The sequence below is a fragment of the Curtobacterium sp. DN_7.5 genome, assembly GCF_022655355.1.
Classification (GTDB): domain Bacteria; phylum Actinomycetota; class Actinomycetes; order Actinomycetales; family Microbacteriaceae; genus Curtobacterium; species Curtobacterium luteum.
Genome location: NZ_CP093378.1, coordinates 1,787,912 through 1,814,060, shown reverse-complemented (window position 1 = coordinate 1,814,060; position 26,149 = coordinate 1,787,912). Strand labels below are relative to the sequence as shown.

Below are 26,149 nucleotides of genomic sequence, written 5' to 3'. Positions count from 1 at the left end.
GGTGGTCCGGCCTGGAGGCATGGATCGCCGCCGCCACGCCCGTCACGCGGGTGGTCAGGCAGCCGTGAACACGAGCGAGGCGTTCTGGCCGCCGAACCCGAACGAGTTGTTGAGTGCGGCACCGACTCGACCGCGTCGAGCCTGCCCGGCCACGACGTCGAGGTCGATCGCGGGGTCGAGCCGGTCGAGGTTGAGCGTCGGCGGGACGGTGCCGGTCTCGATCGCGCGGACGGCCAGGATCGACTCCACGGCACCGGCCGCGCCGAAGAGGTGGCCGATGGCACTCTTGGGCGCGGACACCGCGGCCCCGGTGCCGACGACCCGGGCGATCGCGGCGGCCTCACCGACGTCGCCGACCGGAGTGCTCGTCGCGTGGGCGTTCACGTGGTCGATGTCGGCGCCGACCAGCCCGGCCATCCGGACCGCGGCGCGCATCGCCCGCTCCTGCTCGCTGCCGTCGGCGAGCGGAGCGGTGATGTGGTGCGCGTCCGAGGTGACCGCCCAGCCGGCGAGCCGGCCGTGGGTGCGCGCGGCGCGGGCGCGAGCGTGCTCGGCCCGTTCGAGCACGACGATCCCGGCGCCCTCGCCGAGCACGAAGCCCCGCCGGTCGACGTCGAACGGTCGCGACAGCGTCGTCGGGTCGTCGTCGCCGGGCTTCGCGAGGGCCTGCGACTGTGCGAACGAGGCCATGGTGACCGGGGTGACCGCGGCCTCGGTCCCGCCGGCGACCACCACGTCGGCCTCCCCCGTCGCGATGAGGCGCGCGGCGGTCGCGATCGCCTCGGCACCGGACGCACACGCCGAGACCGTGGTGTAGGCGCCCGCCCGAGCTCCGAGCTCGATGCTGATCTGTGCCGCGGCCCCGTTCGCCATGAGCATCGGGACGGCTCGGGGCGAGACGCGCCGGGCTCCGGCGTCCCCGAGGACGTCGTGCGCGTCGAGGAGCGTCTCCACTCCCCCGATGCCCGTGCCGACCACCACGGCGAGCCGGTCGCCGTCGACCTCGGGGGTGCCCGCGTCGGCCCAGGCTTCCTGTGCGGCGACGAGCGCGAGCTGTTGACTGCGGTCGAGTCGGGCGGCGCGGACTCGTCCGAGGGCTGCATCGGCGTCGAGGCGCGCGTCGGCGCCCACGCGGATCGGCACGCGGTCCCAGAGGTCGCCCTCCCGCTCGAGGACGTGCACCCCCGAGTGGCCCGCGACGAGGGCGTCCCAGAGCGCGTCCACACCGTGGCCGAACGGGGAGACGGTGCCGTACCCGGTGATGACGATGTCCACGCGGAACCTCCTGCTTGTACGTTGAACAAGTTGAGTTGTACCACGTACAATTCCGACATGGCAACCGACGGGGACGGCACGACCGCACGCGGGACCGCGACGCGGGCACGGATCATCGCGGCGACCGCCGGGCTCCTCGCGGCGGGTGCGTCGACCGAGGTCACGGTGAGTGCGATCGCGCGTGCGGCCGGCGTCTACCCGAACCAGATCACGCACCACTTCGGATCGAAGGACCGCCTCGTCCTCGACGCCGCGTTCACGCTCTTCCTCCGGGACACGAGCCGGATGCAGGCGGCGGGACGACGGGTCGCGTCGGCCGAGGCGTTCCGCAACCTGCTCGCCCGCACCGCCCTGGCGATGCCGTCGCTCCCCCTCGTCGTCGGGGCGCTCGCGACCGGCGGGCCGGAGCGGAGCGCGCAGCTCCTCGACCTGCTCTTCCGCCGGTCGGAGCGCTACCTCGCCCGGGTGGCCGCCGACCGAGGGTGGGCCGCCGGAGCGCTGGCACGCGACGTCCGGACGTTCTGGAGTGCGGCGTTCGGCGCCGCGCTGCTCCGTGCAGCCGGCGTCGCGGGCACTCCTGAGGACGTCGACCTCGCGTCGACCCTCTCGGTCACCGCCGTGCGATGACCGACCGCGGCGTCACTCGCCGAAGCCGGACCGCACGAGCGCGACGAGGGCGTCCACTGCCTGCCGGGCGTCCGGACCGGACGCCTCGACCGAGACCGTCGCGCCCTTCGGCAGCGCCAACGCCATGATCGCGAGCAGGCTCTTCGCGTCGACGTCGTTCACCCGGACCCGCGCCTCGAAGCGCGCGGCCGTCTTCACGAACTCCGCAGCGGGCCGGGCGTGCAGCCCGCTCTCGTTCACCAGCTCGACCGCGGCCGACGCGACAGCGCCGTCGGAGGACCCGGCCGTCTCGTCGACTGCAGCCGGCGTGGGGTCCGGTGCCGTGCCTCCAGGCCGGTCCGTGTCGGGGGTGCCCGCGGCACTCGCGGCGGCCGTGAGCACCGCCGTGACGTCACCGCCGGTCTGGGCGGCGACCGCCGCGGCCACCGTGCCCTCGACGAGGGGTGCCGGTGAGACGTGGACACGCGCGCGGTCGTCCTCGTCGAGGAAGTCGAGCGCCGTCTCGGTCGTGAGGTAGGCCGACCCGAGGTCGCACAGGACGACGATCCCGTCGGTGTCGCGGAGTTCCTCGAGCCCGGCGGTGATCGCCTCGAACGACGTGCCGATCCGGCCGTCCTCGGTGCCGCCGGCCGCGACGAGCGGCACGTCCGCCGCCATCTGGCGCGCCAGCTCCACCGTGCCGGTCGCGACCGACGCGCTGTGCGAGACGACGAGGATGCCGACGGTCACGCGGCGTCCACCGCGGCGCGGAGGAGGTACACCGAGGACTGGGCCCCCGGGTCGCGGTGCCCGACGGCACGCTCGCCGAGGTAGCTCGCACGACCCTTCCGCGCCACGAGGGCGTCCGTCGACTCGGCGCCGGTCGCCGCGGCGTCGGCCGCCGCCGCGAGGACCTGCTCCGGGCTGGCGCCCTCACCGGCGGCGGCAGCGGCCGCGTCGACCGCCGGGGTCCAGGCGTCGACCATGGTCTTGTCGCCGACCTCGGCCTTGCCGCGGGACACGATGCCGTCACGCGCTGCCGTGAGGACCGCGACGAGGGCGTCGGCGTCGAGCGCCTCGGCCTCCCCCGCGGCCTGGGCGGCCTTGAGGTACGCCGTGCCGAAGAGCGGTCCGGCCGCGCCGCCGACCGTGGAGATCAGCTTCGTCGCGACGGTCTTGAAGACCGCTCCGGGGGTGTCGAACGAGCCGGCGTCGACGGCTTCGACCACGGCGCGGAAGCCCCGGTCGAGGTTCTCGCCGTGGTCGCCGTCGCCGATCTCCCGGTCGAGCGTGACGAGCTCGGCGCGGTGGTCGTCGATGGTCGCTGCCGAGCGACGCACCCAGTCGATGGCCCATGCGGTGTCGAGCGCCAATGCGTTGTCCCTTCCTGCGGCCGGCCCGTGTCCCGGGCCGGGGTCGTGGTCCGGCGGGGTCAGCGGCCCCAGCGCAGGGCCGGCGTCTCCACCGGGGCGTCCCAGAGTGCGGTGAGTTCGTCGTCGAGCACCGTGACGGTCAACGAGAACCCCTGCATCTCGAGGGACGTGACGTAGTTGCCCACCAAGCTACGCGTGACCTCGTGGCCGCGGGCGGAGAGGACCTCCTCGGCGCGTCGGTAGGCGATGTAGAGCTCGGACTGCGGCGTCCCGCCCATGCCGTTCACGAGGAGCAGCAGCTTCGAGCCCGCGGGGGCGTCGAGGTCGGTGAGGATCGGCTCGAGCACCCGGTCGACCAGCTCGTCCGCCGGCGCCATCGGGATGCGCTCGCGCCCCGGTTCGCCGTGGATGCCGATGCCGAGCTCGACCTCGTCGTCCGCGAGCGTGAACGACGGCTCGCCGGCGTGCGGCACCGTGCCGGAGGACAGGGCGAGCCCCATGGACCGGGTGACCTCGTTGACGTGGCGCGCGACCGCGGCGACGGCATCCAGGTCGTCCCCGCGCTCGGCCGCGGCACCGGCGCACTTCTCGACGACCACGGTCCCGGCGACCCCGCGGCGGCCGGCCGTGTACAGCGAGTCCTGCACGGCGACGTCGTCGTCGACGACGACGGACTCGACGCGGACGTCGTCCATCCCGGCGAGCTCGGCGGCGGTCTCGAAGTTGAGCACGTCGCCCGTGTAGTTCTTGACGATGTGGAGCACGCCCGCTCCCCCGTCGACGGCCTTCGTCGCCGCGACGATCGGGTCCGGGGTGGGACTGGTGAACACCGGCCCCGGGACGGCCGCGTCGAGCATGCCGTACCCGACGAACCCGGCATGGAGTGGTTCGTGCCCGCTGCCCCCGCCGCTGACGATCCCGACCTTGCCGGAGACCGGCGCGTCCGCCCGGTGGAGGTGGATCGGATCCTCGACCAGGACCACGTGCCCGGCGTGTGCACGGGCGAAGCCGCGGACGGTCTCGTCGACCACGGCGTGCGGGTCGTTGATGAGCTTCTTCATGCGGAACTCCTTGTGTCGACGGTGACGCGTTCACCCTACAGCGGCCGACCGTTCGGCCGACGTGCACGTTCGTGCACCATGTTCCAGGCCACCAGCACCGCCAGGACGGGCGATCTCGCAGGCCAGATGCACGTTCGTGCACTTTCCCGCGGATCGCTCGCGATTCCGTCGCGGAGCCTTGATCCGCGTCAGTATGCTCGCCCCAATCACTCAACGGGGAGTGCCGGACAGCAGCACCACCGGGACCCCCACCCTCACGCACTGGAGGTCACCGATGGACGGCATCGGCGTCAATTTCCTCTCCGAGCTCGTCGGTACGGCGATGCTCATCATCCTCGGTGGCGGTGTCGTCGCCGCCGTGTCCCTCACGAAGTCGAAGGGCTTCGGCGCGGGCTTCCTCATGGTCACGATCGGCTGGGGCTTCGCCGTCTTCGCCGGCGTCACGGTGTCGTACAGCTCGGGCGGTCAGCTCAACCCGGCGGTGAGCCTCGCGCTGGCCCTGCTCGGCAAGATCACCGTCGGCGAGATGTTCCTGTACTGGATCGCGCAGCTCATCGGTGCGGTCATCGGTGCGGTCATCGTCTGGCTCGCCTACAAGCTGCACTTCGACGAAGAGCCGGACCCGGCCGCCAAGCTCGGCGTGTTCTCGACCGGCCCGGCCATCCGCAGCTACGGCTGGAACCTCGTCACCGAGGTCATCGGCACCTTCGTCCTCGTGTTCGTCGTCCTCGCGTTCACGAACGGCGGCACGCCGAAGGAACTCGGCGCGGTCCCCGTCGCCTTCCTCGTCATCGCGATCGGCGTCTCGCTCGGTGGCCCCACCGGCTACGCCATCAACCCGGCCCGTGACCTCGGTCCCCGCCTCGCGCACGCCTTCCTGCCGATCAAGGGCAAGGGCTCGAGCGACTGGTCCTACGCCTGGGTCCCGGTGGTCGGTCCGCTCATCGGCGGCGCACTCGCGGCCGGCGCCTCGACCTTCCTCCTGCCGATCGTCTCCTAGTCCTCTCCCTCTCTCACCACCGCCGCGGCCGGCACCGCTGCCGGCCGCGGCACACCCAACACCCGTAAGGAGCACCAATGGCCGACTACATCGTCGCCATCGACCAGGGCACCACCTCCACCCGAGCGATCGTGTTCGACCACTCCGGTTCGATCGTCTCCGTCGGACAGAAGGAACACGAGCAGATCTTCCCGCGCGCGGGGTGGGTCGAGCACGACCCGATCGAGATCTGGGACAACACCCGCGAGGTCATCGGCCAGGCGCTCTCCCGCGCCGACATCACGCGGCACGACGTCGCAGCCGTCGGCATCACCAACCAGCGCGAGACCGCGGTGGTGTGGGACAAGACCACCGGCCAGCCCGTCTACAACGCGATCGTCTGGCAGGACACCCGCACGCAGTCGATCGTCGACAAGCTCGCCGACGGGGACACCGACCGGTACAAGTCGATCGTCGGGCTCCCGCTCGCGACCTACTTCTCCGGCACGAAGATCGCCTGGATCCTCGAGAACGTCGACGGCGCGCGCGAGAAGGCCGAGGCCGGCGACCTCCTGTTCGGCACGACCGACACCTGGGTCCTCTGGAACCTGACCGGCGGCGTCGACGGCGGCGTGCACAAGACGGACGTCACGAACGCCTCGCGCACCCTCTTCATGGACCTCGAGACGCTCTCGTGGCGCGACGACATCCTGGCCGACTTCGGCGTGCCGGCGTCGATGCTCCCGGAGATCGTCAGCTCCTCCGAGGTCTACGGCCACGTCGAGTCGTCCAGCCTCCTCCGCGAGGTGCCGATCGCCGGCATCCTCGGCGACCAGCAGGCGGCCACGTTCGGCCAGGCGGCGTTCGACGAGGGCGAGTCGAAGAACACCTACGGCACCGGCAACTTCCTCATCTTCAACACGGGCACGGACATCGTCCGGTCGGAGAACGGCCTCCTCACCACCGTCGGCTACAAGCTCGGCGACCAGGAGACCCACTACGCGCTCGAGGGCTCGATCGCCGTCACGGGCTCGCTCATCCAGTGGCTCCGCGACAACCTCGGGCTCATCGGCAGCGCCCCGGAGGTCGAGGCCCTCGCCAAGACCGTCGAGGACAACGGCGGCGTGTACTTCGTCCCGGCGTTCTCGGGCCTGTTCGCGCCGTACTGGCGTCCGGACGCCCGCGGTGCGATCGTCGGCCTGACGCGCTTCGTCAACAAGGGGCACATCGCCCGCGCCGCCCTCGAGGCCACCGCACTGCAGACCCGCGAGGTCCTCGACGCGGTGAACGCGGACTCCGGTGTGGACCTGACGGAGCTCAAGGTCGACGGCGGCATGACCGCGAACGACGCGCTCATGCAGTTCCAGGCCGACATCCTGAACGTGCCCGTGGTGCGTCCCGTCGTCGCGGAGACCACCGCGCTCGGCGCCGCCTACGCGGCCGGTCTCGCCGTCGGGTTCTGGGCGAACCTCGACGAGCTCCGCGCCAACTGGCAGGAGGACAAGCGCTGGGAGCCGCAGCTCGACGAGGCCGAGCGCGAGCGCACGCTCCGGCTCTGGAAGAAGGCCGTCACCAAGACCTTCGACTGGGTCGACGAGGACGTGCAGTAGTCGTCGCCTGACGCGACCGCCTGGAGGCGCGGTGCCGGTCCACGAGACCGGCACCGCGCCTCCCTGGCGTCGCGGTGGGCGCGGGGCGCCGTCGACGACGCGAGTCGTGCCTGCGACGGCACGCGTCGTACCTGCGGGACCAGGTACGGGCGGCTCGTCAGGCGGCGGGGGCGCTGCCGACCCAGTCGGCGAGCTTCCGCGTCGCCGCGCCGGAGTCGATCGCCTCGGCCGCGACGGCGAGCTGCTCGCGGAAGCGCTGGAGGATCGGACGGTCGGCCTCGGCCGGGTCCTCGGCCAGGCGGAACGACACCAGGCCGGCGGCGGCGTTCAGCAGGACGATGTCGCGGACCGGGCCGGTCTCGCCCTCGAGGACCCGGTGCACCACGGCCGCGTTGTGCTCGGGGTCACCTCCGAGGAGGTCATCGGTGCGCGCGCGGGCGATGCCGAGGTCGCGCGGGTCGAGGTCGTGCTCGATGATGCGCCCGCCGGTGACCTCCCAGATGTGGCTGTGACCGGTGGTGGTGAGCTCGTCGAGCCCGTCGTCGCCGCGGAACACGAGCGCCGTCGCCCCGCGGGTCTGGAACACGCCCGTGATGATCGGGACGAGCTCGAGCTGCGCCACCCCGACGGCGTTGGCCTCGCACCGCGCGGGGTTGACGAGCGGGCCGAGGAAGTTGAAGACCGTCGGCACGCCGATCTCGCGGCGGACCGGGGCCGCGTGCGCGAAGCCGGGGTGGAAGGCGCTGGCGAAGGCGAAGGTCAGCCCGACACGCCGGAAGGTGTCCGCAACACGCGCGGCGTCCATCGTCAGGTCGAGCCCGAGGGCCGCGAGCACGTCGCTCGACCCGGACTTCGACGAGCTCGCGCGGTTGCCGTGCTTGACGACCGGAACGCCGGCGGCCGCGACCACGATGGCCGCCATCGTCGAGACGTTCACCGTGCCGACCACGTCGCCGCCGGTGCCCACGATGTCGAGCGCCATCGGGTCGACGTCCAGCGGGACCGCGGCGTCGAGGATCGCATCGCGGAAGCCGACGACCTCGTCGACCGTCTCGCCCTTCGCGCGGAGGGCCACGGCGAAGGCCGCGATCTGGGCGGCGGTCGCGCGTCCCTGGACGATCTCCTCCATGGCCCATGTGGACTGCCTGATCGAGAGGTCCTGGCACGCCATGAGCGCGCTGATCACCGAGGGCCAGGTGAGTTGGTCGTGCATGATCCGATCGTAGTGAATTCGAGCGACCCACCAGTTGGCTGCGAAAACACTGTCGGTGGTTTCGGCCATAATGGAGTCTGTGACTAGCACCCCTCTCTCCAGATCTGCCACCGCACCGGTCCTGAACAGGCCCAACGCCGTGGCCGTGGGGACGATCGTGTGGCTGGGCAGCGAGGTCATGTTCTTCGCCGGCCTGTTCGCGATCTACTTCACGCTCCGCAGCACCTCACCCGAGCTCTGGGCCACCGAGACCGCCAAGCTCGAGGTGCCGTTCGCGTCGGTGAACACGATCATCCTGGTGCTGTCCAGCTTCGCCTGCCAGTTCGCGGTCTTCGCCGCCGAGCGCTTCCAGGTCCACCGGACGAGCTGGAGCCCCTTCAAGTGGGGCATGACCGAGTGGTTCTTCGTCACGTACTGCATGGGCGCGATCTTCGTCTGCGGGCAGGTCTTCGAGTACGCCAACCTCTGGCACGAGGGCGTCACGCTCTCCTCCAGCGCCTACGGCTCGGCCTTCTACATGACGACCGGCTTCCACGGCCTCCACGTCACGGGTGGCCTCATCGCGTTCCTGCTGACCCTCGGTCGCGGGTTCGCCGCCAAGAACTTCGGTCACAAGGAAGCGACCACCGCCATCGTCGTGTCGTACTACTGGCACTTCGTCGACGTCGTCTGGATCGGCCTCTTCGCCGTCATCTACCTTCTCAAGTAGGAACTGGATAGCCCCCACAGCATGTTCAACAGAACCAAGTCCAAGAAGGGCCGCCGGTCACCACTGGCGACCGTCTCGCTCATCGTCGTCGGTCTGATGACCACCGGCGGTGCGTACGCGCTGTTCAGCTCCTCGGCGAACGCCGACAGCAGCACCAGCTCGGTGTCCGCCGCGTCGACGCAGTCGAAGGTCAACGAGGGCGAGAAGCTCTTCGCCTCGAACTGCGCCACCTGCCACGGGCTGAACGCCCAGGGCACGGCTGAGGGCCCGTCGCTCATCGGCGTCGGCGCCGCTTCGGTCGACTTCCAGGTCGGCACCGGCCGCATGCCGATGGCCGCCTCGGGCCCCCAGGCCGAGGAGAAGCCCGCGCAGTTCTCCGACGAGCAGGTCGACGCGCTCGCGCAGTACGTCGCGTCGCTCGCCCCCGGACCCGCGGTCCCGTCGTCGGACCTCACCGACGGCAAGGGCGACGCGGCCGAGGGCGCCGAGCTGTTCCGCATCAACTGCGCGATGTGCCACAACGTGGCCGGCGCCGGCGGTGCCCTGACCGAGGGCAAGTACGCCCCGAACCTGCAGAAGGTCTCCGGCAAGCACATCTACGAGGCCATGCTCACCGGCCCGCAGAACATGCCGGTCTTCAACGACCTGAACCTGACCCCGCAGCAGAAGGCCGACGTCATCTCGTACCTCAAGTACGTGCAGGACAACAAGTCGCCCGGCGGATTCGCCCTCGGCTCCATCGGGCCGGTGGCAGAGGGTCTGTTCATCTGGATCTTCGGACTCGGCGCGGTCGTCGCGATGACCGTCTGGCTGACCGCGAAGTCCAACTGATCGTCCGTGTCGAACGACACTGAAGGGAACACCATGGCAGAGCACGACGACGAGGCACTGAACTCGTCCTCGGCTGTCGAGAAGCACGGCACGACGCACGGCACCACCGCCTCGGTCGGCACCGCGGTCGTGCCCGCGGACCCGTTCGAGAACCCGGGCGAGCCGCCGCACCGCGCGCGCCGCACCGACGTCGACCCGAAGAAGCAGCGGCTGGCCGAGCGCCAGGTCGCGACGTTCTTCTACCTGTCGATCGTCGGCAGCGTGCTGGCCATCGCCGCGTACGTCGCCTTCCCGATCAAGGAAGACGACTTCGGCACGGTCCGGCTCGCGAACCTCTGGCTCGGGCTGTCGATCACGCTCGCGCTCCTCGCACTCGGCCTCGGTGCCGTCTACTGGTCGAAGTCCCTCGTGGTCGACCGTGAGATCACCGAGATGCGCCACGGCACCCGCGGGACCGACGCGACCCGTGCCAAGGCCGTCGAGGCCTTCCAGCTCGCCGACAAGGAGTCCGGGTTCAGCCGTCGCAAGCTGATCCGCAACTCGATGATCGGTGCCCTGGCGGCGTTCCCGCTCCCCGGGATCGTCCTCGTGCGCGACCTCGCGCCCGCGGCCGACCCGAACGAACTCCTCCGCCACACCATGTGGGCGAAGGGCACACGCCTGACGAAGGACCCGACGGGTCTGCCGATCAAGGCGTCCGACGTGACCATCGGTTCGGTGTTCCACGTCATCCCGGACGGCATGCTCGACAAGGAGGACATGCTGGAGGAGAAGGCCAAGGCCGCCGTCCTCCTCATGCGCCTCGACCCGCAGGACCTCCACCCCGCCAAGGGGCAGGAGAACTGGGGGTACGACGGCATCGTCGCGTACTCGAAGATCTGCACCCACGTCGGGTGCCCGGTCGCCCTGTACGAACAGCAGACGCACCACCTGCTCTGCCCGTGCCACCAGTCGACGTTCGATGTCTCGAACAACTGCGAGGTCATCTTCGGACCGGCCGCACGTCCCCTCCCCCAACTTCCGATCGCGATCGACGACGACGGCTACCTGGTTGCGCAGAGCGACTTCCACGAGCCGGTCGGACCGTCCTTCTGGGAGCGTGAGCGCTGATGAGCACAACCACCCGTCCCGCGACGACGTCGGCCACGAAGCCGGCGCCCGAACGCGGCTCCCGCATCATCGGGGCCGCTGCCAACTACATCGACGAGCGCACGAGCATCTCGGGCCTGGTGAAGGAGGTCGGTCGCAAGATCTTCCCCGACCACTGGAGCTTCATGCTCGGCGAGGTCGCGCTGTACAGCTTCGTCGTCATCCTGCTGTCGGGCACGTTCCTGACGTTCTTCTTCCAGGCGTCGATGGCCGAGGTCGTGTACCAGGGCGCGTACGTCCCGCTGAAGGGCGTGGAGATGTCGACCGCGCTGCAGTCGACGCTGAACATCTCGTTCGACATCCGCGGTGGCCTGTTCGTCCGACAGATCCACCACTGGGCCGCCCTGCTCTTCATCGCCTCGGTGATGCTGCACATGGCCCGCGTCTTCTTCACCGGCGCGTTCCGCAAGCCGCGTGAGCTCAACTGGGTCTTCGGCTTCGTCCTCTGGGTGCTCGCCATGGCCGAGGGCTTCACCGGCTACTCGCTCCCCGACGACCTGCTGTCCGGCAACGGTCTCCGGATCATCGTCGGCATGATCGAGGGCGTCCCGGTGATCGGTGTCTGGATCGCCTACCTGCTCTTCGGTGGCGAGTTCCCGGGCACGGACATCGTCGGTCGCCTCTACACGCTGCACATCCTGCTGCTGCCGGCGATCCTCGTCGCCGTGCTCGGCGTCCACCTCGTCCTCGTCGTCATCAACAAGCACACGCAGTTCGCCGGTCCGGGCAAGACCAACGACAACGTCGTGGGCGTCCCGATCCTCCCGGCGTTCGCCGCGAAGGCCGGTGGGTTCTTCTTCATCGTCGCGGGCATCCTCGCCCTCATCGCGTCGCTGTTCACGATCAACCCGATCTGGAACTACGGACCGTACGACCCCTCCCCGGTGTCGGCCGGTACGCAGCCCGACTGGTACATCGGCTTCGCCGACGGCGCGCTCCGACTGGTGCCCCCGCACTGGGAGGTCGTCTGGTTCGGCTACACGGTGTCGTTCAACATCCTCGTGCCGATCGCGGTCCTCTTGGGCCTCATCGTGGCGATGTTCATCTACCCGTTCGTCGAGGCCTGGGTCACGGGCGACAAGCGCGAGCACCACATCCTCGACCGTCCGCGCAACGCCCCGACCCGCACGGGCCTCGGTGCCGCCGGCATCACGCTCTACGCGAGCCTCTGGGCAGCGGCCTCGTCGGACATCATCGCGACGCACTTCATGGTGTCGATCGACCACGTGATCCACGTGATCCAGGCCACGACGGTCCTCGGCCCGTTCGTCGCCTTCTGGATCACGAAGCGCGTGTGCCTGGCCCTCCAGAAGAAGGACCGCGAGATCGTGCTGCACGGCTACGAGTCGGGCCGCATCGTCCGACTCCCCCACGGCGAGTACATCGAGGTGCACGAGCCCCTCGACGAGTACGAGCGCTGGCGCCTGCTGCAGTTCAACGAGTACAAGCCGCTCATGGTCCGTCCGGATGCTCGGGGTCGGATCACCGGTCTCCAGAAGGCCCGCGCGAATGTGTCCCGGTTCTTCTTCGAGGACCGCATCGCCCCGGTCACGAAGGCCGAGCTCGAGGCTGCGCACGCCGCGCACCACGGGCCCGAGCTGACCGAGGGTGAGCACCCCGCTGCCGCTGTGGGCGCCGGCAACCACTGACGGTCGGAAGCGGTCTCACCCCCGCGCGAAGCACAGCGAACCCCTCGGCCACGTCGTGGTCGGGGGGTTCGCCGTTTTGTTCGTCCCGAAACACCCCCTGCAGTTCATCAACGATTCAGATTCCTGTGGCAGCGTGTTGTGCAACGCATCCGCCAACGGAACGAGAAACCGATGGACAGCCGGACGGCCGAACACCCCAGGCCGAACCACTTCCTCCTCCACCTCAGCGACACCCACCTCGTCAGCGGTGACGGGCCCCTCTACGGAGACGTCGACCCGGCCGCGCGACTGGCCGAGATCATCGCCGACATCGAAGCCTCCGGGGCGCGCCCCGAAGCGATCGTCGTCACCGGCGACGTTGCCGACAAGGGTGAGCCGGGAGCCTACGCGCGGGTGCGCGACCTCCTGGAGCCCGCCGCGGCCCGCATCGGCGCACAGATCATCTGGGCGATGGGCAACCACGACGAGCGCGGCGCGTTCCGCCAGGAGCTCTTCGGCCTGCACCCCACCGATCGCCCGGTGGACTTCGTCTACGACGTGAACGGCCTCCGGGTCATCACCCTCGACACGAGCGTGCCGGGCGCGCACCACGGCGAGGTTTCCCCCGAGCAGCTCGACTGGCTCGCCGAGGTCCTGTCGGAGGCGGCTCCGCACGGCACGATCCTCGCGATGCACCACCCGCCCGTCCCGAGCGTGCAGGACCTCGCCGTGCTCGTCGAACTGCGCGACCAGGCGAGCCTCGCCGAGGTCGTCGAGGGCAGCGACGTGATCGGCATCATCGCCGGGCACCTGCACTACTCGACGAGCGCCGTGTTCGCGGGCATCCCGGTGTCGGTCGCGAGCGCCACCTGCTACACGCAGGACCTCATGGAGTTCCAAGCCGGGACCCGGGGTCGCGACGGAGCACAGTCGTTCAACCTCGTCCACGTGTACGGCCGCAACGTCGTCCACTCCGTCGTGCCGATCGGGCACTACGCGACCGTGGGTGAACCGGTGTCGGCCGTCGAGACCGAGGCGCGGCTCGCGGCTGCTGGCGTCCGGATCCCCCCGGCCGTCGAGCCGGCTCCGGTGACGTCGAGCATCCCGGTCTTCACCCTGGACTCGGTACCGCTCTCCCCCGTCCACCCGTAGTCGTCGCCCGAGGCAACGCGCGCGCTCCGACGGAACACCGGTCGATCGACGGGTGCAGCGTCGGAGCGCGCGCGTCTCGCGACCACACCCACGGCCAGCCCAGACCCAGACCCAGACTCAGGCCCAGGCCCAGGCGGACGCTGGCGCGTCCTACGCGCCGGGCCGCTCCCACGGCGCCGGGAACGGGAAGTACTTCTCGAGGAAGTCCGTCACACGCTCCGTACGCTCCTCGTCGCTCACCTCGGGGAAGCTGCCGTCGTTGAGGCAGAAGAAGTCGACGTTGCGCTTCTTCAACAGGTCGTCGAGGGTCTTCAGCCCGGACTGCATGGTCGTGTCGACGTAGCGGACCGACGAGTTCTCCTGGATGATCGCCCGGCCGGTGAGCAGCGCGTAGTAGTGGTACAGCGAGTTCGTCACCGAGATGTTGTCCGCCGCACGGAACCGTGACGCCGCCGTCGAACGGAACTCGTCCGCGAACTCGTGCTCCATCTCGGTCATGATCGACGCGCGCAGCGGAGTCGGTGCGTGCTCGAGGTGTCGCGTCGTGACGGCGCCGAACCGCTGCTGCAGGAGCCGCCGGTTCACCCGGGCCGAATTCTCGAAGCCGCTGCGCGCCGGATTGTTCGACCCGAGGCCGATGCGGGTGTCGGCGACGATGAACTTCGTAACCGAGCCCGGGCTGAAGAACACCGACGGGTCTGCGAGCCGCCCGAAGAACATGTCGTCGTTCGAGTAGATGAAGTGCTCGCTGATGCCCGGGATGTGGTGGAGCTGCGATTCCACCGCCTGCGAGTTGTGCGTCGGCAGGACGGACGGGTCGGCGAAGAACTCCTCGCTCCGGACGATCCGGACCTTCGGGTGGTCGGCGAGCCACTTGGGCGCCGGCGAGTCCGTCGCGATGTAGATCTGCCGGATCCACGGCGCGAAGGTGTGCACCGAACGCAGGGCGTACTTCAGCTCGTCGATCTGCCGGAAGCGGGCGGGGGCGTCGTCGCCCTCCCCGAGGACGGCGGTCGCCTGCGCGGCCTGGCGGGCGCGCTGGTACTCGATCGCGTTGCCGTCGACCCACGAGAACACGATGTCGATCGGGAAACGGATGTCGGAGACGTGGTCGTCGAACATGTGCTCGACCGTGCGCCAGGTCCGCCCGTACCGCTCGATGTCCGCCACCACGAACTCGTCGATGGGGAGACTGCGGCGCATGAGGGCGTTCTCGACGGGCGCGAGCACCTCGATGTCCGTGACGCGCCAGAACTCGAGTTGCACGCTCGTCTCGGCTCCGTAGCGGAGGCGTCCGAGGGGTTCGAGCCGCGGACGGAAGAGGCGGAGCACGGGCTCGTCGGGAGCGCCGAAGCCGTCGTCGAGCACCAGGACGGCCGGGCGCTTCGGGGGCTTGGCGTAGAAGGGCTCGTTCGCGGCCGCCGCCATCACGGCGCTCTCGGCACGCTGGCGGTCCCGCTCGTCCACGGCGATGACGGGGCGCTGGTCGTTGCCGCGGATGAGGAGGTGGTCGACGTCACCGGCGGTGAGGGCGTCGTCGAGGAACAGTAGGTCCTCGATCATGGACTGCTGCGGCGTCAGGTGGCCGTTGATGAGCGTCAGCCGACCCTTGCGCACCACGACGTCGGGCCGGTCGAGACCGCCGGACGACGGTCGAGGGTTCAGCAGTGGACTCTCGGTCACCGGCTCGGTCTCGTCGCTCATCCATGCCCTTCGGGTCGATCGGCCGGGTCCTGCACCCGACTGACTGATCCTACCGTCCGGACAGACCGCGGGTGCGCGCGGCAGCTGGGCGGTCGGGGCACGTCCGTCGCCGTCGGACGGGAGGCGCGGGTCGCGCCCGTCACGGCCCTCCCGTCGGCGACGCAGCGGCCGCTCAGGGCCGGGTCGGGTCGGTCTCCCGTGGCACCTTCACCGCGAGCCCGACGGCGATGAACAGCGCCGCGGCGACCACCTGGAGCGCAGCCCACGCCTCGCCGGGGACCGGGACGACGACGAGCGGGTTCCAGCACACCGCCACGGCGACCATGAGGAGTCCGGCCCACCAGGTCCGACCGCGGACGGCGAAGACCAGGACGATGAGGGCGAGCACGGTGACGCCCCACCGTGCGAACACGAAGGCCGACGAGTCGACGAGTGCCACGCACGCGAGGAGGACCACGGCCGCGAGCAGCGACGGTGCGAGCGCCGGCCGCGTGTACGGCGGGAGTTCCCTGTCGCTGCCCGAGCTGCGGGGGGCCGGACGAGCCGGCGTGCGGGGAGCGGGACGCGCAGGCACGCCCTGCTGGGACGACCCGATGGTGGGTCGTCCCTTCCGTGCCGCCATCAGGCGGAGGCGCCGTCGAGGTCGATCGCGCGGAACGGCCGCGACATCGGCGGGAGGCCGCGCACCCGCTCGAGCGCCGGCTCGAGTTCGTCGAGGTAGGCGCGGTACCCCTCGTCGTTGAGGTGCAGCCCGTCGTCGGTGAAGCGGTCGGCGAGGTGGTCGCCGTCGGCCAGCGCGGGCCAGGCGTCGAGGTACTGCGCGTGGCAGGTGGCGACGAACTGCCGGAGGTGGCGGTTCGCCTCCTCGATCTTCGACCGGAACTCGGCCTGCCGGGGCAGCACCGACACGAGCAGGAGCCGCACACCCGGGAGCTGGCGACGCAGGGTCACGAGGATCGTCTCGACGTTGCGGACGACGTGCTCGACGCTCGCCCGGTGGTTGCCGAAGTCGTTCGTGCCGACGAGCAGGACGATCACCTCGGGCTCCGCGGCCACGACGGCGTCCAGTCGGGCGAGCACCCCGTCGGTGGTGTCACCGCCGACGCCGTGGTTGGCGGTGCGCTCCCCCGGCAGCCGGTTCTCCCAATCCCCTGCCTCGGTGATGCTGTCCCCCAGGAACAGGACGGTGGGTCGGTCCTCGGTCATGCTGCCTCCTCGTGCGACGTCTCCGCGGACCCATTGTGCTGGGTCCGGTTGCGGGAGGTCGAGTCGGTGTTGTGCGACTCCCGCTCGGCGGCTGCCGTGATGCGCTCCACCATGCCCGGGAAGATCACGCCGTGGAAGGGCAGGATCGAGTACCAGTAGAGGCGTCCGGACAGCCCCTGCGGGAAGTAGATCGCCCGCTGGTGGTAGTCGCTCCCGCCGTCCACGGACGGCGTCACCGTCATCTCGAGCCACGCGCGGCCCGGCGACTTGAACTCTGCCCGGAGGCGCAGGTAGCGCCCGCGGTCGAGCCGCTCCACGCGCCACCAGTCGAGTGCGTCGCCCTGTTCCAGACGCTGCGGGTCCCGTCGGCCACGGCTGAGCCCGACGCCGCCGGCGATCTTGTCCATCCAGCCCCGCGCCACCCAGGCGAGCGGGAACGAGTACCAGCCGTTGTCGCCGCCGATCGACTCGACGACGCGCCAGACGTCGGCCGCGGACGCGTCGGTGTGCCGCTTGCGGTCGTCGACGTAGACGGTGTGCCCCGCCCAGTCCGGGTCGCTCGGCAGCGGGTCCGCGGGCGTCGCGGCGAGCGTCGCGTTGCGCCAGCTCGTCTCGACCTGGCCCGTCCGCATGCGCGCGAGCGCCAGGCGGACCGCGCGCCGGTACGGTGTGAGGCCCCCTGGTGGCGCGGGGACGTACTGGTCGATGTCGTGTTCACGCTGCACGCACTCGAACTGCAGCGACTCGATGATTGGCCGCGCGAGCTTCCGCGGGATGGGGGTGACGATGTTGAACCAGTGGGCGGCGAGTCCGGGCGTCAGCACCGGCAGCGACGCGATCCCGCGCTGCGGCAGCTTCGCCTCGACCGCGTACCCGTTGAGCATCTGCCCGTACCGGAGGACGTCCGGGCCGCCGATGTCGAACGTGCGGTTCACGTCGGCCGGGATCTCGAGGGCCTGCACGAGGTAGTAGAGGACGTCGCGGATGGCGATCGGCTGGATGTGGTTGCGCACCCACTTCGGCGCCGGCATCCACGGCAGGACGTCGGTGACGTGGCGGATCATCTCGAACGAGGTGCTCCCGGAGCCGATGACGACGCCGGCCTGGTACGCGATCGTCGGGACTCCGGACCGCAGCAGGACGTCCCCGACCTCCTTGCGGCTCCGCAGGTGCTTCGACAGCTCGCCGTCCGGGTGCAGACCGCCGAGGTAGACGAAGCGCCGGACCCCGGCGACGCGTGCCTCGTGGCCCATCGTCCCGGCCGCCTGCGTCTCGGCGCGTTCGAAGTCGCCGTCGGCACCCATCGCGTGCGCGAGGTAGTAGACCGCGTCGATCCCCTCGACGGCTGCGCGGACCGCTCGGGCGTCCATCAGGTCGCCCTCGGCGATCTCGACGTCGTCGTGCCAGGGGACGTCCTGCAGCTTCCGCGGGGTCCGCGCGTAGACACGGACGGTGTGGCCGGCTTCGAGGAGCCGCGGGACGAGGCGACCGCCGATGTACCCGGTGGCGCCGGTGACGAGGACGTGCATGCGGGGCACGGTACGCGCGTCGCCTCCGGGTAGGCTTGCCGGGTGGACAACGCAGCGATCCCCAGCGCCCCCGACGCCGTCACCGCCGACGCGGTCCGGGCCCTCATCGACCACGCGATCCTGAAGCCCGAGCTCACCCGCACGGACGTCGACGCCCAGCTCGACGAGGCAGCGGCCTACCGGGTGTTCAGCGTGTGCGTCCGACCGAGCGACGTCGCGCACGCGGTCGAGCGGCTGACCGGCACCGGGGTCGGCGTCGGGACCGTGATCGGCTTCCCCCACGGCACGACCACCACCGCGACCAAGGTCGCCGAGTCGCTGCAGGCCCTCGCCGACGGCGCCTTCGAGCTCGACATGGTGCAGAACGTCGGTGCCGCGAAGTCCGGCGACTGGGAGCGCGTCGAGCAGGACGTCCGCGCCGTGGTCGACGCCGCGGGCGACACCGTCGTGAAGGTCATCCTCGAGACCGCGTTCCTCACCGACGACGAGATCGTCGCCGCCTCCCGCGCCGCACAGCGCGCCGGCGCCGCCTTCGTCAAGACCTCCACCGGGTTCGCCGGTGGCGGGGCGACCGCCGAGCACATCCGCCTCATGCGCGAGACCGTCGGGCCGGACACGGGCGTGAAGGCCTCCGGCGGCGTCCGCGGGCTCGACACCCTGCTCGAGATGGTCGAAGCCGGCGCGGACCGCATCGGCACGAGCGCCTCCGCCCGCATCCTCGACGAGCTCGCGCACCGCACCGAGACCGGTGCGGCGTCGTCACTCGGCGACGACACCTCGTCCTACTGACCCTCAACCCCCCGCCGGGGGCGAGCACCCGCCGGGCGCCAGCGTGCGCACCGGACGTGCTGTGAGCCTCCAGGCCGTCGCACCGGAGCGATCATGACCGACAGCACCACCCAGTCCCCGTCCCTCGCCCTGGCGGTCGACCTCGGCGGCACCAAGGTCGAGGCGGCCCTGGTCACCGACCAGGGCGTCGTCCTGCCGGGGACGCGGCACCGCAGCCCGACCGGCCCCGGCCGGACCTCCGACGAACTGCAGGCCGCCGTCGACGAGGTCGTCACCGCGACCCTGGCGACCCTGCCCGCGGACGCGACGCTCATCGGTGTCGGGATCGGGTCAGCCGGCCCCGTGGACGAGGTCAACGGTCTCGTGTCGCCGCTCAACATGCCGGTCTGGCGCGGCTACCCGCTCCGTGACCGCGTCGCGCAGCACGTCCCCGCCGGCGTGCCGGTGACGCTCCGGATGGACGGCCTCGCCATCACGCTCGCGGAGCACTGGGTCGGTGCCGCGCAGGGGTCCGACCACGTCATGGGCATGATCGTGTCGACGGGCGTCGGCGGCGGGCTGATCCTGCACGGCCGGACCGTGAGCGGCCCCACCGGCAACGCCGGGCACATCGGGCACGTCGAGTGCGGTGGCTTCGACGACGCGTGCGCGTGCGGCGGGACCGGCTGCCTCGAGGCCGTGGCCAGCGGCCCCAAGACGGTCGCATGGGCGCAGCGTCAGGGGTTCACCGGCACGACGGGCGAGGAGCTCGCGGCCGCGTACGCCGCGGGTGACGAGGTCGCGGTGGCCGCCGTCCAGCGCAGCGGTCGCGCGCTCGGGCAGGCGATCGCCGCCGCCACGAGCCTGGTCGACCTCGAGGTCGTCGCGATCGGCGGGGGCTTCTCACACGTCTCCCCCGACCTCTTCGAGTACGCGCGGCAGGCGGTCGCGGAGCGGGCCGAGTTCCCCTTCGTCACGAAGGTGCGGATCGTCCCGACCGGGCTGTCGCAGGACGGGCCGCTCATCGGCGCTGCGGCACTCGTGCACCGCGCCGACGTGCTGCGCTGACCGGGAGCGATTGTGCGGCGTCGTCGGGCGCTGACGCGCTGCGGCCGGGAGGCACGGCAGCCCTCCGGCACGCCCGTCCTGTCCACAGGCGGCCGGCTGGAGCACGCGCGTCGGGCAGGATGACGAGGTGCCCCGACCGCGCCTGCTGACGACCGACGACTGGCCGGAGGCAGAACTCCGCGCGGCCGTCCTGGCCGGCGAACTCGTCGCCGTCGGCGAGTGCTGGGCGTCCCCGGCAGAGCCGCAGGACGCGGCGCTGCGCGCCGCGGCCGCCGCCTGGTCGCTGCCGGACCGGCGCCTCGTCGCCGCGACCCGCACCGCAGCCTGGGTGTGGGGAGCGCTCTCGCGGTCGCCGCTCCCCCACGAGTGCGTGCTGCCCGGACGAGTCCGGTTGCGGGTCGACGACCCGACCGTCCGGGTCCGTGACGTCGGACTCGCTCCGGAGGACGTCACGGAACTGGCGGGGCTTCGCCTCACGGTCCCGTTGCGCACGGCGGTCGACCTGCTGCGGGCCCCGGGGCCGTCCGCGGGTCGCATGCACCGGGCGGACGAGGACGCCGTGCGGGGCCTGGTCGCCACCGGGCTCGTACCGCTCGACGACCTCCGGCACGCCCTCGAACGGCTCGGCGTTGTCCCGATGGCCCGCCAGGCGGAGCGGCGGATGGCCACCGTGTTCTTTGCGCCCGGTGCGTGAGCCCGGCGCGGGGCCGCGTCAGCCGGCGCTGACGCGGTAGACGTCGTACACGGCGTCGATCCGGCGTACGGCGTTCAGCACGCGGTCGAGGTGGGTGGTGTCACCCATCTCGAACACGAACCGGCTGAGCGCCAGGCGGTCGGAGGACGTCGAGACCGTCGCCGAGAGGATGTTGACGTGGTGGTCGGTCAGCACCCGTGTGACGTCGCTGAGCAGGCCTGAACGGTCCAGCGCCTCGATCTGGATCTGCACGAGGAAGACCGACTTCGACGACGGCGCCCACTCGACCTCGATCATCCGGTCGGGCTCGTTCATCAGCGACTTGACGTTCGAACACGCCGCCTGGTGCACCGACACGCCCTGCCCGCGGGTGATGAAGCCGACGATCTGGTCGCCCGGCACCGGGGTGCAGCACTTCGCGAGCTTCACGAGGATGTCCGGGGCGCCGCGGACGAGCACGCCCGAGTCGCTGTTGCGCAGCTGCCGGCTGGTGATCTGTCGCGGGAACGCGAGCTCTGGCTCGTCCGTCTCGGTCTCGGTCTGGACGCTCCCGAGCACCTTCTCGATCACGGACTGGGTCGACACGTGACCCTCGCCGATCGCGGCGTAGAGCGCGGACACGTCCTCGTAGCGCATCGACGAGGCGACCTCGGCGATGGTGTCCTGGCTGAGGATGCGCTGCAACGGCAGGTTCTGCTTCCGCATCGCGCGTGCGATGGCGTCGCGGCCCTGCTCGATCGCCTCCTCGCGGCGCTCCTTCGTGAACCACTGCTTGATCTTGTTCCGGGCGCGGGGGCTCCGCACGAACTGCAGCCAGTCCTGGCTCGGGCCGGAGTCGGGGTTCTTCGAGGTGAAGATCTCCACGACGTCGCCGCTCGACAGCGCGCTCTCGAGCGGGACGAGCCGACCGTTGACCTTGGCGCCCATGGTGCGGTGCCCGATCTCGGTGTGCACGGCGTACGCGAAGTCGACCGGGGTCGCGCCGGAGGGCAGGCCGATGACCTTGCCCTGCGGGGTGAAGACGTAGGTCTCCTTCGCGCCGATCTCGTAGCGGAGGGAGTCGAGGAACTCGCCCGGGTCGCTGGTCTCGGCCTGCCAGTCCGTGATGTGGGCGAGCCAGGCCATGTCCTGGTCGTCCTGGCTCGAGGTGTCGACGTCGCGACCGGTGACCCGCTGCTTGTACTTCCAGTGCGCGGCGACACCGAACTCGGCGCGCTGGTGCATCTCGTGCGTGCGGATCTGGATCTCGACCGCCCGCCCCTGCGGCCCGAGGACCGTGGTGTGCAGCGACTGGTAGAGGTTGAACTTCGGCGTCGCGATGTAGTCCTTGAAGCGACCCGGCAGCGGCGTCCACCGGGCGTGGACGGACCCGAGCATCGCGTAGCAGTCGCGGACGGTCGGGACGAGCACCCGGATGCCCACGAGGTCGTAGATCTCGTCGAACTCGCGCCCGCGCACGATCATCTTCTGGTAGATCGAGTAGTACTGCTTCGGGCGCCCCATCACGTCGCCGCGGATCTTCGCGGCCTTGAGGTCCTTCTTCAAGGTGCCGATGACGTTCTGCACGAACTGCTCGCGCTTCGGCTGCCGCTCCTTGACGAGGCTGTCGATCTCGACGTAGAGCTTCGGGTGGAGCACCGCGAACGAGAGGTCTTCGAGCTCCAGCTTGATCATCTGGATGCCGAGCCGGTGCGCCAGCGGCGCGTAGATCTCGAGCGTCTCCTTGGCCTTGCGCGTCGCGGACGCTGACTCCACGAAGCCCCACGTGCGGGCGTTGTGGAGGCGGTCGGCGAGCTTGATGACGAGCACGCGGATGTCCTTCGACATCGCGATGACCATCTTGCGGACCGTCTCGGCCTGCGCGCTGTCGCCGTACTTCACCTTGTCGAGCTTCGTGACACCGTCGACCAGCATCGCGATCTCGTCGCCGAAGTCGGCACGGAGCTGATCGAGCTGGTAGTCGGTGTCCTCGACCGTGTCGTGCAGGAGCGCCGCGGCGATGGTGATCGTCCCGATGCCGAGGTCGGCGAGGATCTGCGCGACCGCCACCGGGTGCGTGATGTACGGCTCGCCGGACTTGCGCTTCTGGCCGTCGTGTGCCTGCTCGGCGGTCGAGTACGCCCGCTCGATGAGCGTGACGTCGGCCTTCGGGTGGTGCGAGCGGACCGTGCGGATCAGCGTGTCCACGGCGCCGGCGGGCTGTGCGCGGGAGAACAGGCGCGGCAGCAACGACCGGAGCGACCCGATGTTGCCGGTCGTGTTCGGACCGATGGGGCTCGTCGGGCGGGCGGGCGAGGCCGGGCGGCTCGGCGCGTCCGACGGCGTGGATTCGCGCGTGTCGGTCATGATGCGCCTCCCGAGACCTCGTCCGGAGCGGATTCGCTCCGCGTTCGATCCAACAAGACTACGCGCGTCCGGTCAGTGCTCGTGACGCGGTTCGCTCTGAGCACCGCGGACGACCTCGGCGCCCGACTGCTCCCACGCGGTCATCCCGCCGACGACGTTCACCGCCGGGACGCCGGACTGTTCGAGGGCCGCGACGACCCGGGCCGAGCGGCCACCCGAGTGGCAGATGACCATCGCCGGGGTGTCCCCGCCGTCGATCTCCTGCCACCGGGCGACGAGCTCCGACATCGGGACGAGCGTCGCCTCGGGGGCGTGCACCTCGTCCCATTCGGACTGCTCGCGCACGTCGAAGAGCTTCGCGCCCGCAGCGAGACGACGACGGGCTTCGGCGACGTCGATGTCGGTGATCTCGACCGCCATCAGACGTCGGCCGTCGCGTCGACCTGCTGCTGCCGCTTCGCCGCCGCCTGCACCTTCTTGGCGTCGGCCTGGCGGATCTTCGGCTCGTTCTCGCGCAGGTGGGCGTACATCGGCGACGCGATGAAGATCGTCGAGTAGGTGCCGACGATGATGCCGATGAACAGGGCGAGGGAGATGTCGCGGAGTGTGCCGGCGCCGAGGACGTAGGACCCGATGAAGAGGATCGCCGCGACGGGCAGCAGGGCGACGACCGAGGTGTTGATCGACCGGACGAGCGTCTGGTTCACGGCGAGGTTGACCGATTGCGTGAACGTCCGCGAGCTCTCCTGGGAGGTGTTCTCCCGGACCTTGTCGAAGACCACGACGGTGTCGTACAGGGAGTAGCCGAGGATCGTCAGGAAGCCGATCACCGCGGCGGGCGTGACCTCGAGGCCGACGATGCCGTAGACGCCCGCCGTGATCAGCAGGTCGTGCAGCAGCGCCACCATCGCCGAGACCGACATCTTCCAGGTACGGAAGTAGAGCGCCATGACCACGGCGGCGAGGGCGAGGAAGATCACCAGGCCCCGGATCGCCTGCGCGAGGACGTCCGCACCCCAGGTCGCACCGATGAAGGTCGCGGCGACCTGGCTGTCCGGCACGCCGTACGCCTTCGCGAGGGCGTCCTGGACCTCGGTGGTCTCTCGGTCGGTCAGCTGGCCGGTCTGCACGCGGATACCGTGCTGGCCGAGCTGGGAGACGCGCGGGATGCCCTCCGGGACGATCGACTCGACGGTGTCGGTCGCGATCGTCTGGTCGGTGGTCTTGACGTCGGAGATCGTGAACTCCGAACCGCCGGTGAACTCGATCCCGAGCTGGTACCCGCCCCGGAGCCACGGCACCCCGAGCGAGAGCACGATCGCGATGATCGCGACGAGGTACCACGTGCGGCGCCGGCCGACGATGTCGTACGACCGCTTCCCCGTGTAGAGGTCGCTGCCGAACTGGCTGAAGCTGGCCATCAGTCGTCCTTCCCGTCCGGCGTGCTGCCGGTGTCGCCCGCGGCTTCGCGGGCCTTGCGCTCGGCGATGGTCTGGCGGCGCTGCGCCTCACCGGCGCTGCGTCGCTGGCGCTTGCCGTCGACCACCGGTGCGCGGAACTGCGCGCGTCCGCGGTAGACCGCGCCGAGGGCCGACGGGTCGAGCCCGCTGAACCGGTGCCCCTCGCCGAAGAACCGGCTGCGGGCGATGAGCTGCATCATCGGGTGCGTGAAGAGCACCACCACGACGACGTCGATCAGGGTCGTGAGGAGCAGCGTGAACGCGAAGCCCTTCACGTCGCTCACCGCGAGGATGTAGAGCACGACCGCGGCGAGGAAGTTGATCGAGTCGGACGCGAGGATCGTGCGGAGGGCTCGGCGCCAACCGGCCTCGACCGCGCCTTCGAGACCGCGTCCGTCGCGCAGCTCGTCGCGGATGCGTTCGAAGTACACGATGAACGAGTCCGCCGTGATGCCGATCGCCACGATCAGACCGGCGACGCCCGCGAGCGAGAGCCGGTAGTCGACGCGCCACGACATGATCGCGATGACGAGGTAGGTCAGGGCCGCGGCGACCGCCAGCGAGAGGACGGTGACGAACGCGAGTGCCCGGTACTGGATGACCGAGTAGATGATCACCAGGATGAGGCCGATCAGGCCCGCGACGAGTCCGCCGACGAGCTGCGCCGTACCGAGCGTCGCCGAGATGTTCTCGTTCGACTGCACCTGGAAGTTGATCGGCAGCGCGCCGTACTTGAGCTGGTCGGCGAGCGTCTTCGCGGACTCCGCGGTGAAGTTGCCGGAGATCTGCGCCTTGCCGTTCGTGATCGCGGCGTTGGCGGCGGGGGCCGTGATGATCGTGCCGTCCAGGACGATCGCGAACTGGTTCTGCGGCGCCTGCAGCTTGACCAGGCGGCTCGTGACGTCACGGAAGTCGTCCGAGCTCTTGCCCGAGAAGGTCAGGTTGACGGCCCACTGACCGGTCGAGGCGCCCTGCGAGTCGGTGGCCAGGCCCGAGGTGGCGTTGCTGATGCCGGAGCCCGAGACCTCGACCGGACCGAGGATGTACTTCGCGGTGCCGTCCTGGTCGCACGTGACGAGCGGCTCGTCGTCCGGGGCGGTCGTGACGTCGTCCGGCGCCTTGCAGTTGTAGTTGTCGTACAGGGCCTGCAGCGCCGGGGTCACCTGCGACAGGTCGCTGCCGTTCGTCGGCTTCGTGCTCGGCGTCGCCTGGAGCGACGCGGGCGGCGTGTACGGCGTGGGTGAGGCGGTGGAGCCGCTGCCGCCGACCGCGGCGTTCGTCGCGGCCTCGGTGTAGAGCACCGGGCGGAACGTCAGCTTCGCCGCGGCCTCGATCCGGTCGATCGTCGCCTTGTCGGGCTTGCCCGGGATGGAGACGACGATGTTGTTCGTCCCCTGGGTGTTGATCTGCGACTCCGACACACCCGTCGCGTTGATGCGCTGGCGGATGATGTTGACGGCCTGGTTGAGCTGCTGGCTCGTGACCGAGTCACCCTCCGTGTTCTGCGCCGCCAGGGTCAGCTGCGTGCCGCCCTGGAGGTCCAGTGCCAGCTCCGGCACCCAGCTCGCGCCGGCGAACCACTTCCCGGTGTCGTCCTTGGTGGTGCTCGCCAGGATCGACGCGGCGGTGTTGAGCCCCGCGAGGACCGCCATCAGGATCACCAGCCAGGTGAGCGAGCGGAGCGCCTTCTTGACGGGTGTCGATCGTGCCACCGGTCGTCTCGTCTTTCTGTCAGGACCGACGACGGGAGCCGACGGCAGGAGCGGTGCCGCCGGGCCTCACGACCCG

At 70.5% G+C, this 26,149-nt stretch carries 24 protein-coding genes; 11 read left to right on the top strand and 13 right to left on the bottom strand.

Annotation, left to right across the window (positions count from 1 at the left end):
- Nucleotides 1-54: 54 nt before the first annotated feature.
- A complete protein-coding gene (locus MON03_RS08455; protein WP_242091399.1) occupies nt 55-1,275 on the bottom strand; it encodes a beta-ketoacyl-[acyl-carrier-protein] synthase family protein in 1,221 nt (406 codons plus the stop codon).
- 57 nt (nt 1,276-1,332) lie between these two features.
- Here MON03_RS08455 and MON03_RS08450 point away from each other — a divergent pair, with 57 nt between their 5' ends.
- A complete protein-coding gene (locus MON03_RS08450; protein WP_175329236.1) occupies nt 1,333-1,902 on the top strand; it encodes a TetR/AcrR family transcriptional regulator in 570 nt (189 codons plus the stop codon).
- A 12-nt stretch (nt 1,903-1,914) separates the two neighbouring features.
- On the opposite strand, the gene dhaM is transcribed toward MON03_RS08450, so the two are convergent.
- Genes dhaM through dhaK form a run of 3 tightly spaced genes read right to left on the bottom strand, consistent with a single transcriptional unit; the run spans nt 1,915 to nt 4,315 of the window.
- A complete protein-coding gene (dhaM, locus tag MON03_RS08445; protein ID WP_242091398.1) occupies nt 1,915-2,631 on the bottom strand; it encodes a dihydroxyacetone kinase phosphoryl donor subunit DhaM in 717 nt (238 codons plus the stop codon).
- Nucleotides 2,628-3,254 (bottom strand): dihydroxyacetone kinase subunit DhaL, encoded by a 627-nt coding sequence (dhaL, locus tag MON03_RS08440; protein ID WP_242091397.1) that lies wholly within the window; start codon nt 3,252-3,254, stop codon nt 2,628-2,630. The genes dhaM and dhaL overlap by 4 nt, the downstream gene beginning before the upstream one ends.
- A 59-nt stretch (nt 3,255-3,313) precedes the next feature.
- A complete protein-coding gene (dhaK, locus tag MON03_RS08435) occupies nt 3,314-4,315 on the bottom strand; it encodes a dihydroxyacetone kinase subunit DhaK (protein WP_022904440.1) in 1,002 nt (333 codons plus the stop codon).
- A gap of 274 nt (nt 4,316-4,589) precedes the next feature.
- Between dhaK and MON03_RS08430 the strand changes: the two genes are divergently transcribed.
- Nucleotides 4,590-5,315, top strand: a complete 726-nt coding sequence (locus tag MON03_RS08430) for an MIP/aquaporin family protein (RefSeq protein ID WP_175329239.1) — start codon at nt 4,590-4,592, stop codon at nt 5,313-5,315.
- Nucleotides 5,316-5,392: 77 nt separating this feature from the next.
- On the top strand, nt 5,393-6,904 hold the full coding sequence (gene glpK / locus MON03_RS08425) for a glycerol kinase GlpK (protein WP_175329240.1): 1,512 nt from the start codon (nt 5,393-5,395) through the stop codon (nt 6,902-6,904).
- 157 nt (nt 6,905-7,061) lie between these two features.
- Here glpK and trpD read toward each other — a convergent pair whose 3' ends face one another.
- Nucleotides 7,062-8,117, bottom strand: a complete 1,056-nt coding sequence (gene trpD / locus MON03_RS08420; RefSeq protein ID WP_242091396.1) for an anthranilate phosphoribosyltransferase — start codon at nt 8,115-8,117, stop codon at nt 7,062-7,064.
- Nucleotides 8,118-8,187: 70 nt separating this feature from the next.
- Between trpD and ctaE the strand changes: the two genes are divergently transcribed.
- The 5 genes from ctaE (at nt 8,188) to MON03_RS08395 (ending at nt 13,586) form a co-directional block, all read left to right on the top strand.
- Entirely contained in the window at nt 8,188-8,826 is a 639-nt protein-coding gene (gene ctaE / locus MON03_RS08415; RefSeq protein ID WP_175329242.1) for an aa3-type cytochrome oxidase subunit III, read from the top strand.
- 21 nt (nt 8,827-8,847) lie between these two features.
- Entirely contained in the window at nt 8,848-9,657 is an 810-nt protein-coding gene (qcrC, locus tag MON03_RS08410; protein WP_242091395.1) for a cytochrome bc1 complex diheme cytochrome c subunit, read from the top strand.
- 33 nt (nt 9,658-9,690) lie between these two features.
- Nucleotides 9,691-10,767: a cytochrome bc1 complex Rieske iron-sulfur subunit gene (gene qcrA, locus MON03_RS08405; RefSeq protein WP_175329244.1), complete on the top strand. Its 1,077-nt coding sequence runs from the start codon at nt 9,691-9,693 to the stop codon at nt 10,765-10,767.
- Complete coding sequence (gene qcrB / locus MON03_RS08400; protein ID WP_242091394.1) at nt 10,767-12,455, top strand: cytochrome bc1 complex cytochrome b subunit; 1,689 nt, start codon at nt 10,767-10,769, stop codon at nt 12,453-12,455. Before qcrA ends, qcrB begins: the two co-directional genes overlap by 1 nt.
- Nucleotides 12,456-12,626: 171 nt before the next feature.
- A complete protein-coding gene (locus MON03_RS08395; protein WP_242091393.1) occupies nt 12,627-13,586 on the top strand; it encodes a phosphodiesterase in 960 nt (319 codons plus the stop codon).
- A 150-nt stretch (nt 13,587-13,736) separates the two neighbouring features.
- Here MON03_RS08395 and MON03_RS08390 read toward each other — a convergent pair whose 3' ends face one another.
- The 4 genes from MON03_RS08390 to MON03_RS08375 all read right to left on the bottom strand — a co-directional run bounded on the left by MON03_RS08390 (nt 13,737) and on the right by MON03_RS08375 (nt 18,025).
- Nucleotides 13,737-15,290 (bottom strand): stealth family protein, encoded by a 1,554-nt coding sequence (locus tag MON03_RS08390; RefSeq protein ID WP_175329247.1) that lies wholly within the window; start codon nt 15,288-15,290, stop codon nt 13,737-13,739.
- Nucleotides 15,291-15,462: 172 nt separating this feature from the next.
- The gene (locus MON03_RS08385; RefSeq protein ID WP_242091392.1) at nt 15,463-15,912 is read right to left on the bottom strand and encodes a DUF6804 family protein; all 450 of its coding nucleotides are present in this window, start codon (nt 15,910-15,912) and stop codon (nt 15,463-15,465) included.
- Entirely contained in the window at nt 15,912-16,496 is a 585-nt protein-coding gene (locus MON03_RS08380) for a GDSL-type esterase/lipase family protein (protein ID WP_242091391.1), read from the bottom strand. The genes MON03_RS08385 and MON03_RS08380 overlap by 1 nt, the downstream gene beginning before the upstream one ends.
- Nucleotides 16,493-18,025, bottom strand: a complete 1,533-nt coding sequence (locus MON03_RS08375) for an SDR family oxidoreductase (protein ID WP_175329250.1) — start codon at nt 18,023-18,025, stop codon at nt 16,493-16,495. The genes MON03_RS08380 and MON03_RS08375 overlap by 4 nt, the downstream gene beginning before the upstream one ends.
- Before the next feature lie 42 nt (nt 18,026-18,067).
- Here MON03_RS08375 and deoC point away from each other — a divergent pair, with 42 nt between their 5' ends.
- From deoC to MON03_RS08360, 3 genes are all read left to right on the top strand, one after another.
- Nucleotides 18,068-18,814 (top strand): deoxyribose-phosphate aldolase, encoded by a 747-nt coding sequence (gene deoC / locus MON03_RS08370; protein WP_284700059.1) that lies wholly within the window; start codon nt 18,068-18,070, stop codon nt 18,812-18,814.
- Between the two features lie 93 nt (nt 18,815-18,907).
- Nucleotides 18,908-19,861, top strand: a complete 954-nt coding sequence (locus MON03_RS08365) for an ROK family protein (protein ID WP_242091390.1) — start codon at nt 18,908-18,910, stop codon at nt 19,859-19,861.
- Between the two features lie 127 nt (nt 19,862-19,988).
- Nucleotides 19,989-20,555 carry a type IV toxin-antitoxin system AbiEi family antitoxin gene (locus MON03_RS08360; protein WP_242091389.1) on the top strand — a complete coding sequence of 189 codons (567 nt, stop codon included), beginning with the start codon at nt 19,989-19,991 and terminating at the stop codon, nt 20,553-20,555.
- An 18-nt stretch (nt 20,556-20,573) separates the two neighbouring features.
- On the opposite strand, the gene MON03_RS08355 is transcribed toward MON03_RS08360, so the two are convergent.
- The 4 genes from MON03_RS08355 to secD all read right to left on the bottom strand — a co-directional run bounded on the left by MON03_RS08355 (nt 20,574) and on the right by secD (nt 26,073).
- Entirely contained in the window at nt 20,574-22,901 is a 2,328-nt protein-coding gene (locus tag MON03_RS08355; RefSeq protein WP_242091388.1) for a RelA/SpoT family protein, read from the bottom strand.
- Between the two features lie 72 nt (nt 22,902-22,973).
- Nucleotides 22,974-23,321: a rhodanese-like domain-containing protein gene (locus MON03_RS08350; RefSeq protein ID WP_175329253.1), complete on the bottom strand. Its 348-nt coding sequence runs from the start codon at nt 23,319-23,321 to the stop codon at nt 22,974-22,976.
- The gene (gene secF, locus MON03_RS08345; protein WP_242091387.1) at nt 23,321-24,322 is read right to left on the bottom strand and encodes a protein translocase subunit SecF; all 1,002 of its coding nucleotides are present in this window, start codon (nt 24,320-24,322) and stop codon (nt 23,321-23,323) included. The genes MON03_RS08350 and secF overlap by 1 nt, the downstream gene beginning before the upstream one ends.
- On the bottom strand, nt 24,322-26,073 hold the full coding sequence (gene secD / locus MON03_RS08340; protein ID WP_175329255.1) for a protein translocase subunit SecD: 1,752 nt from the start codon (nt 26,071-26,073) through the stop codon (nt 24,322-24,324). Before secD ends, secF begins: the two co-directional genes overlap by 1 nt.
- Between the last annotated feature and the right edge of the window lie 76 nt (nt 26,074-26,149).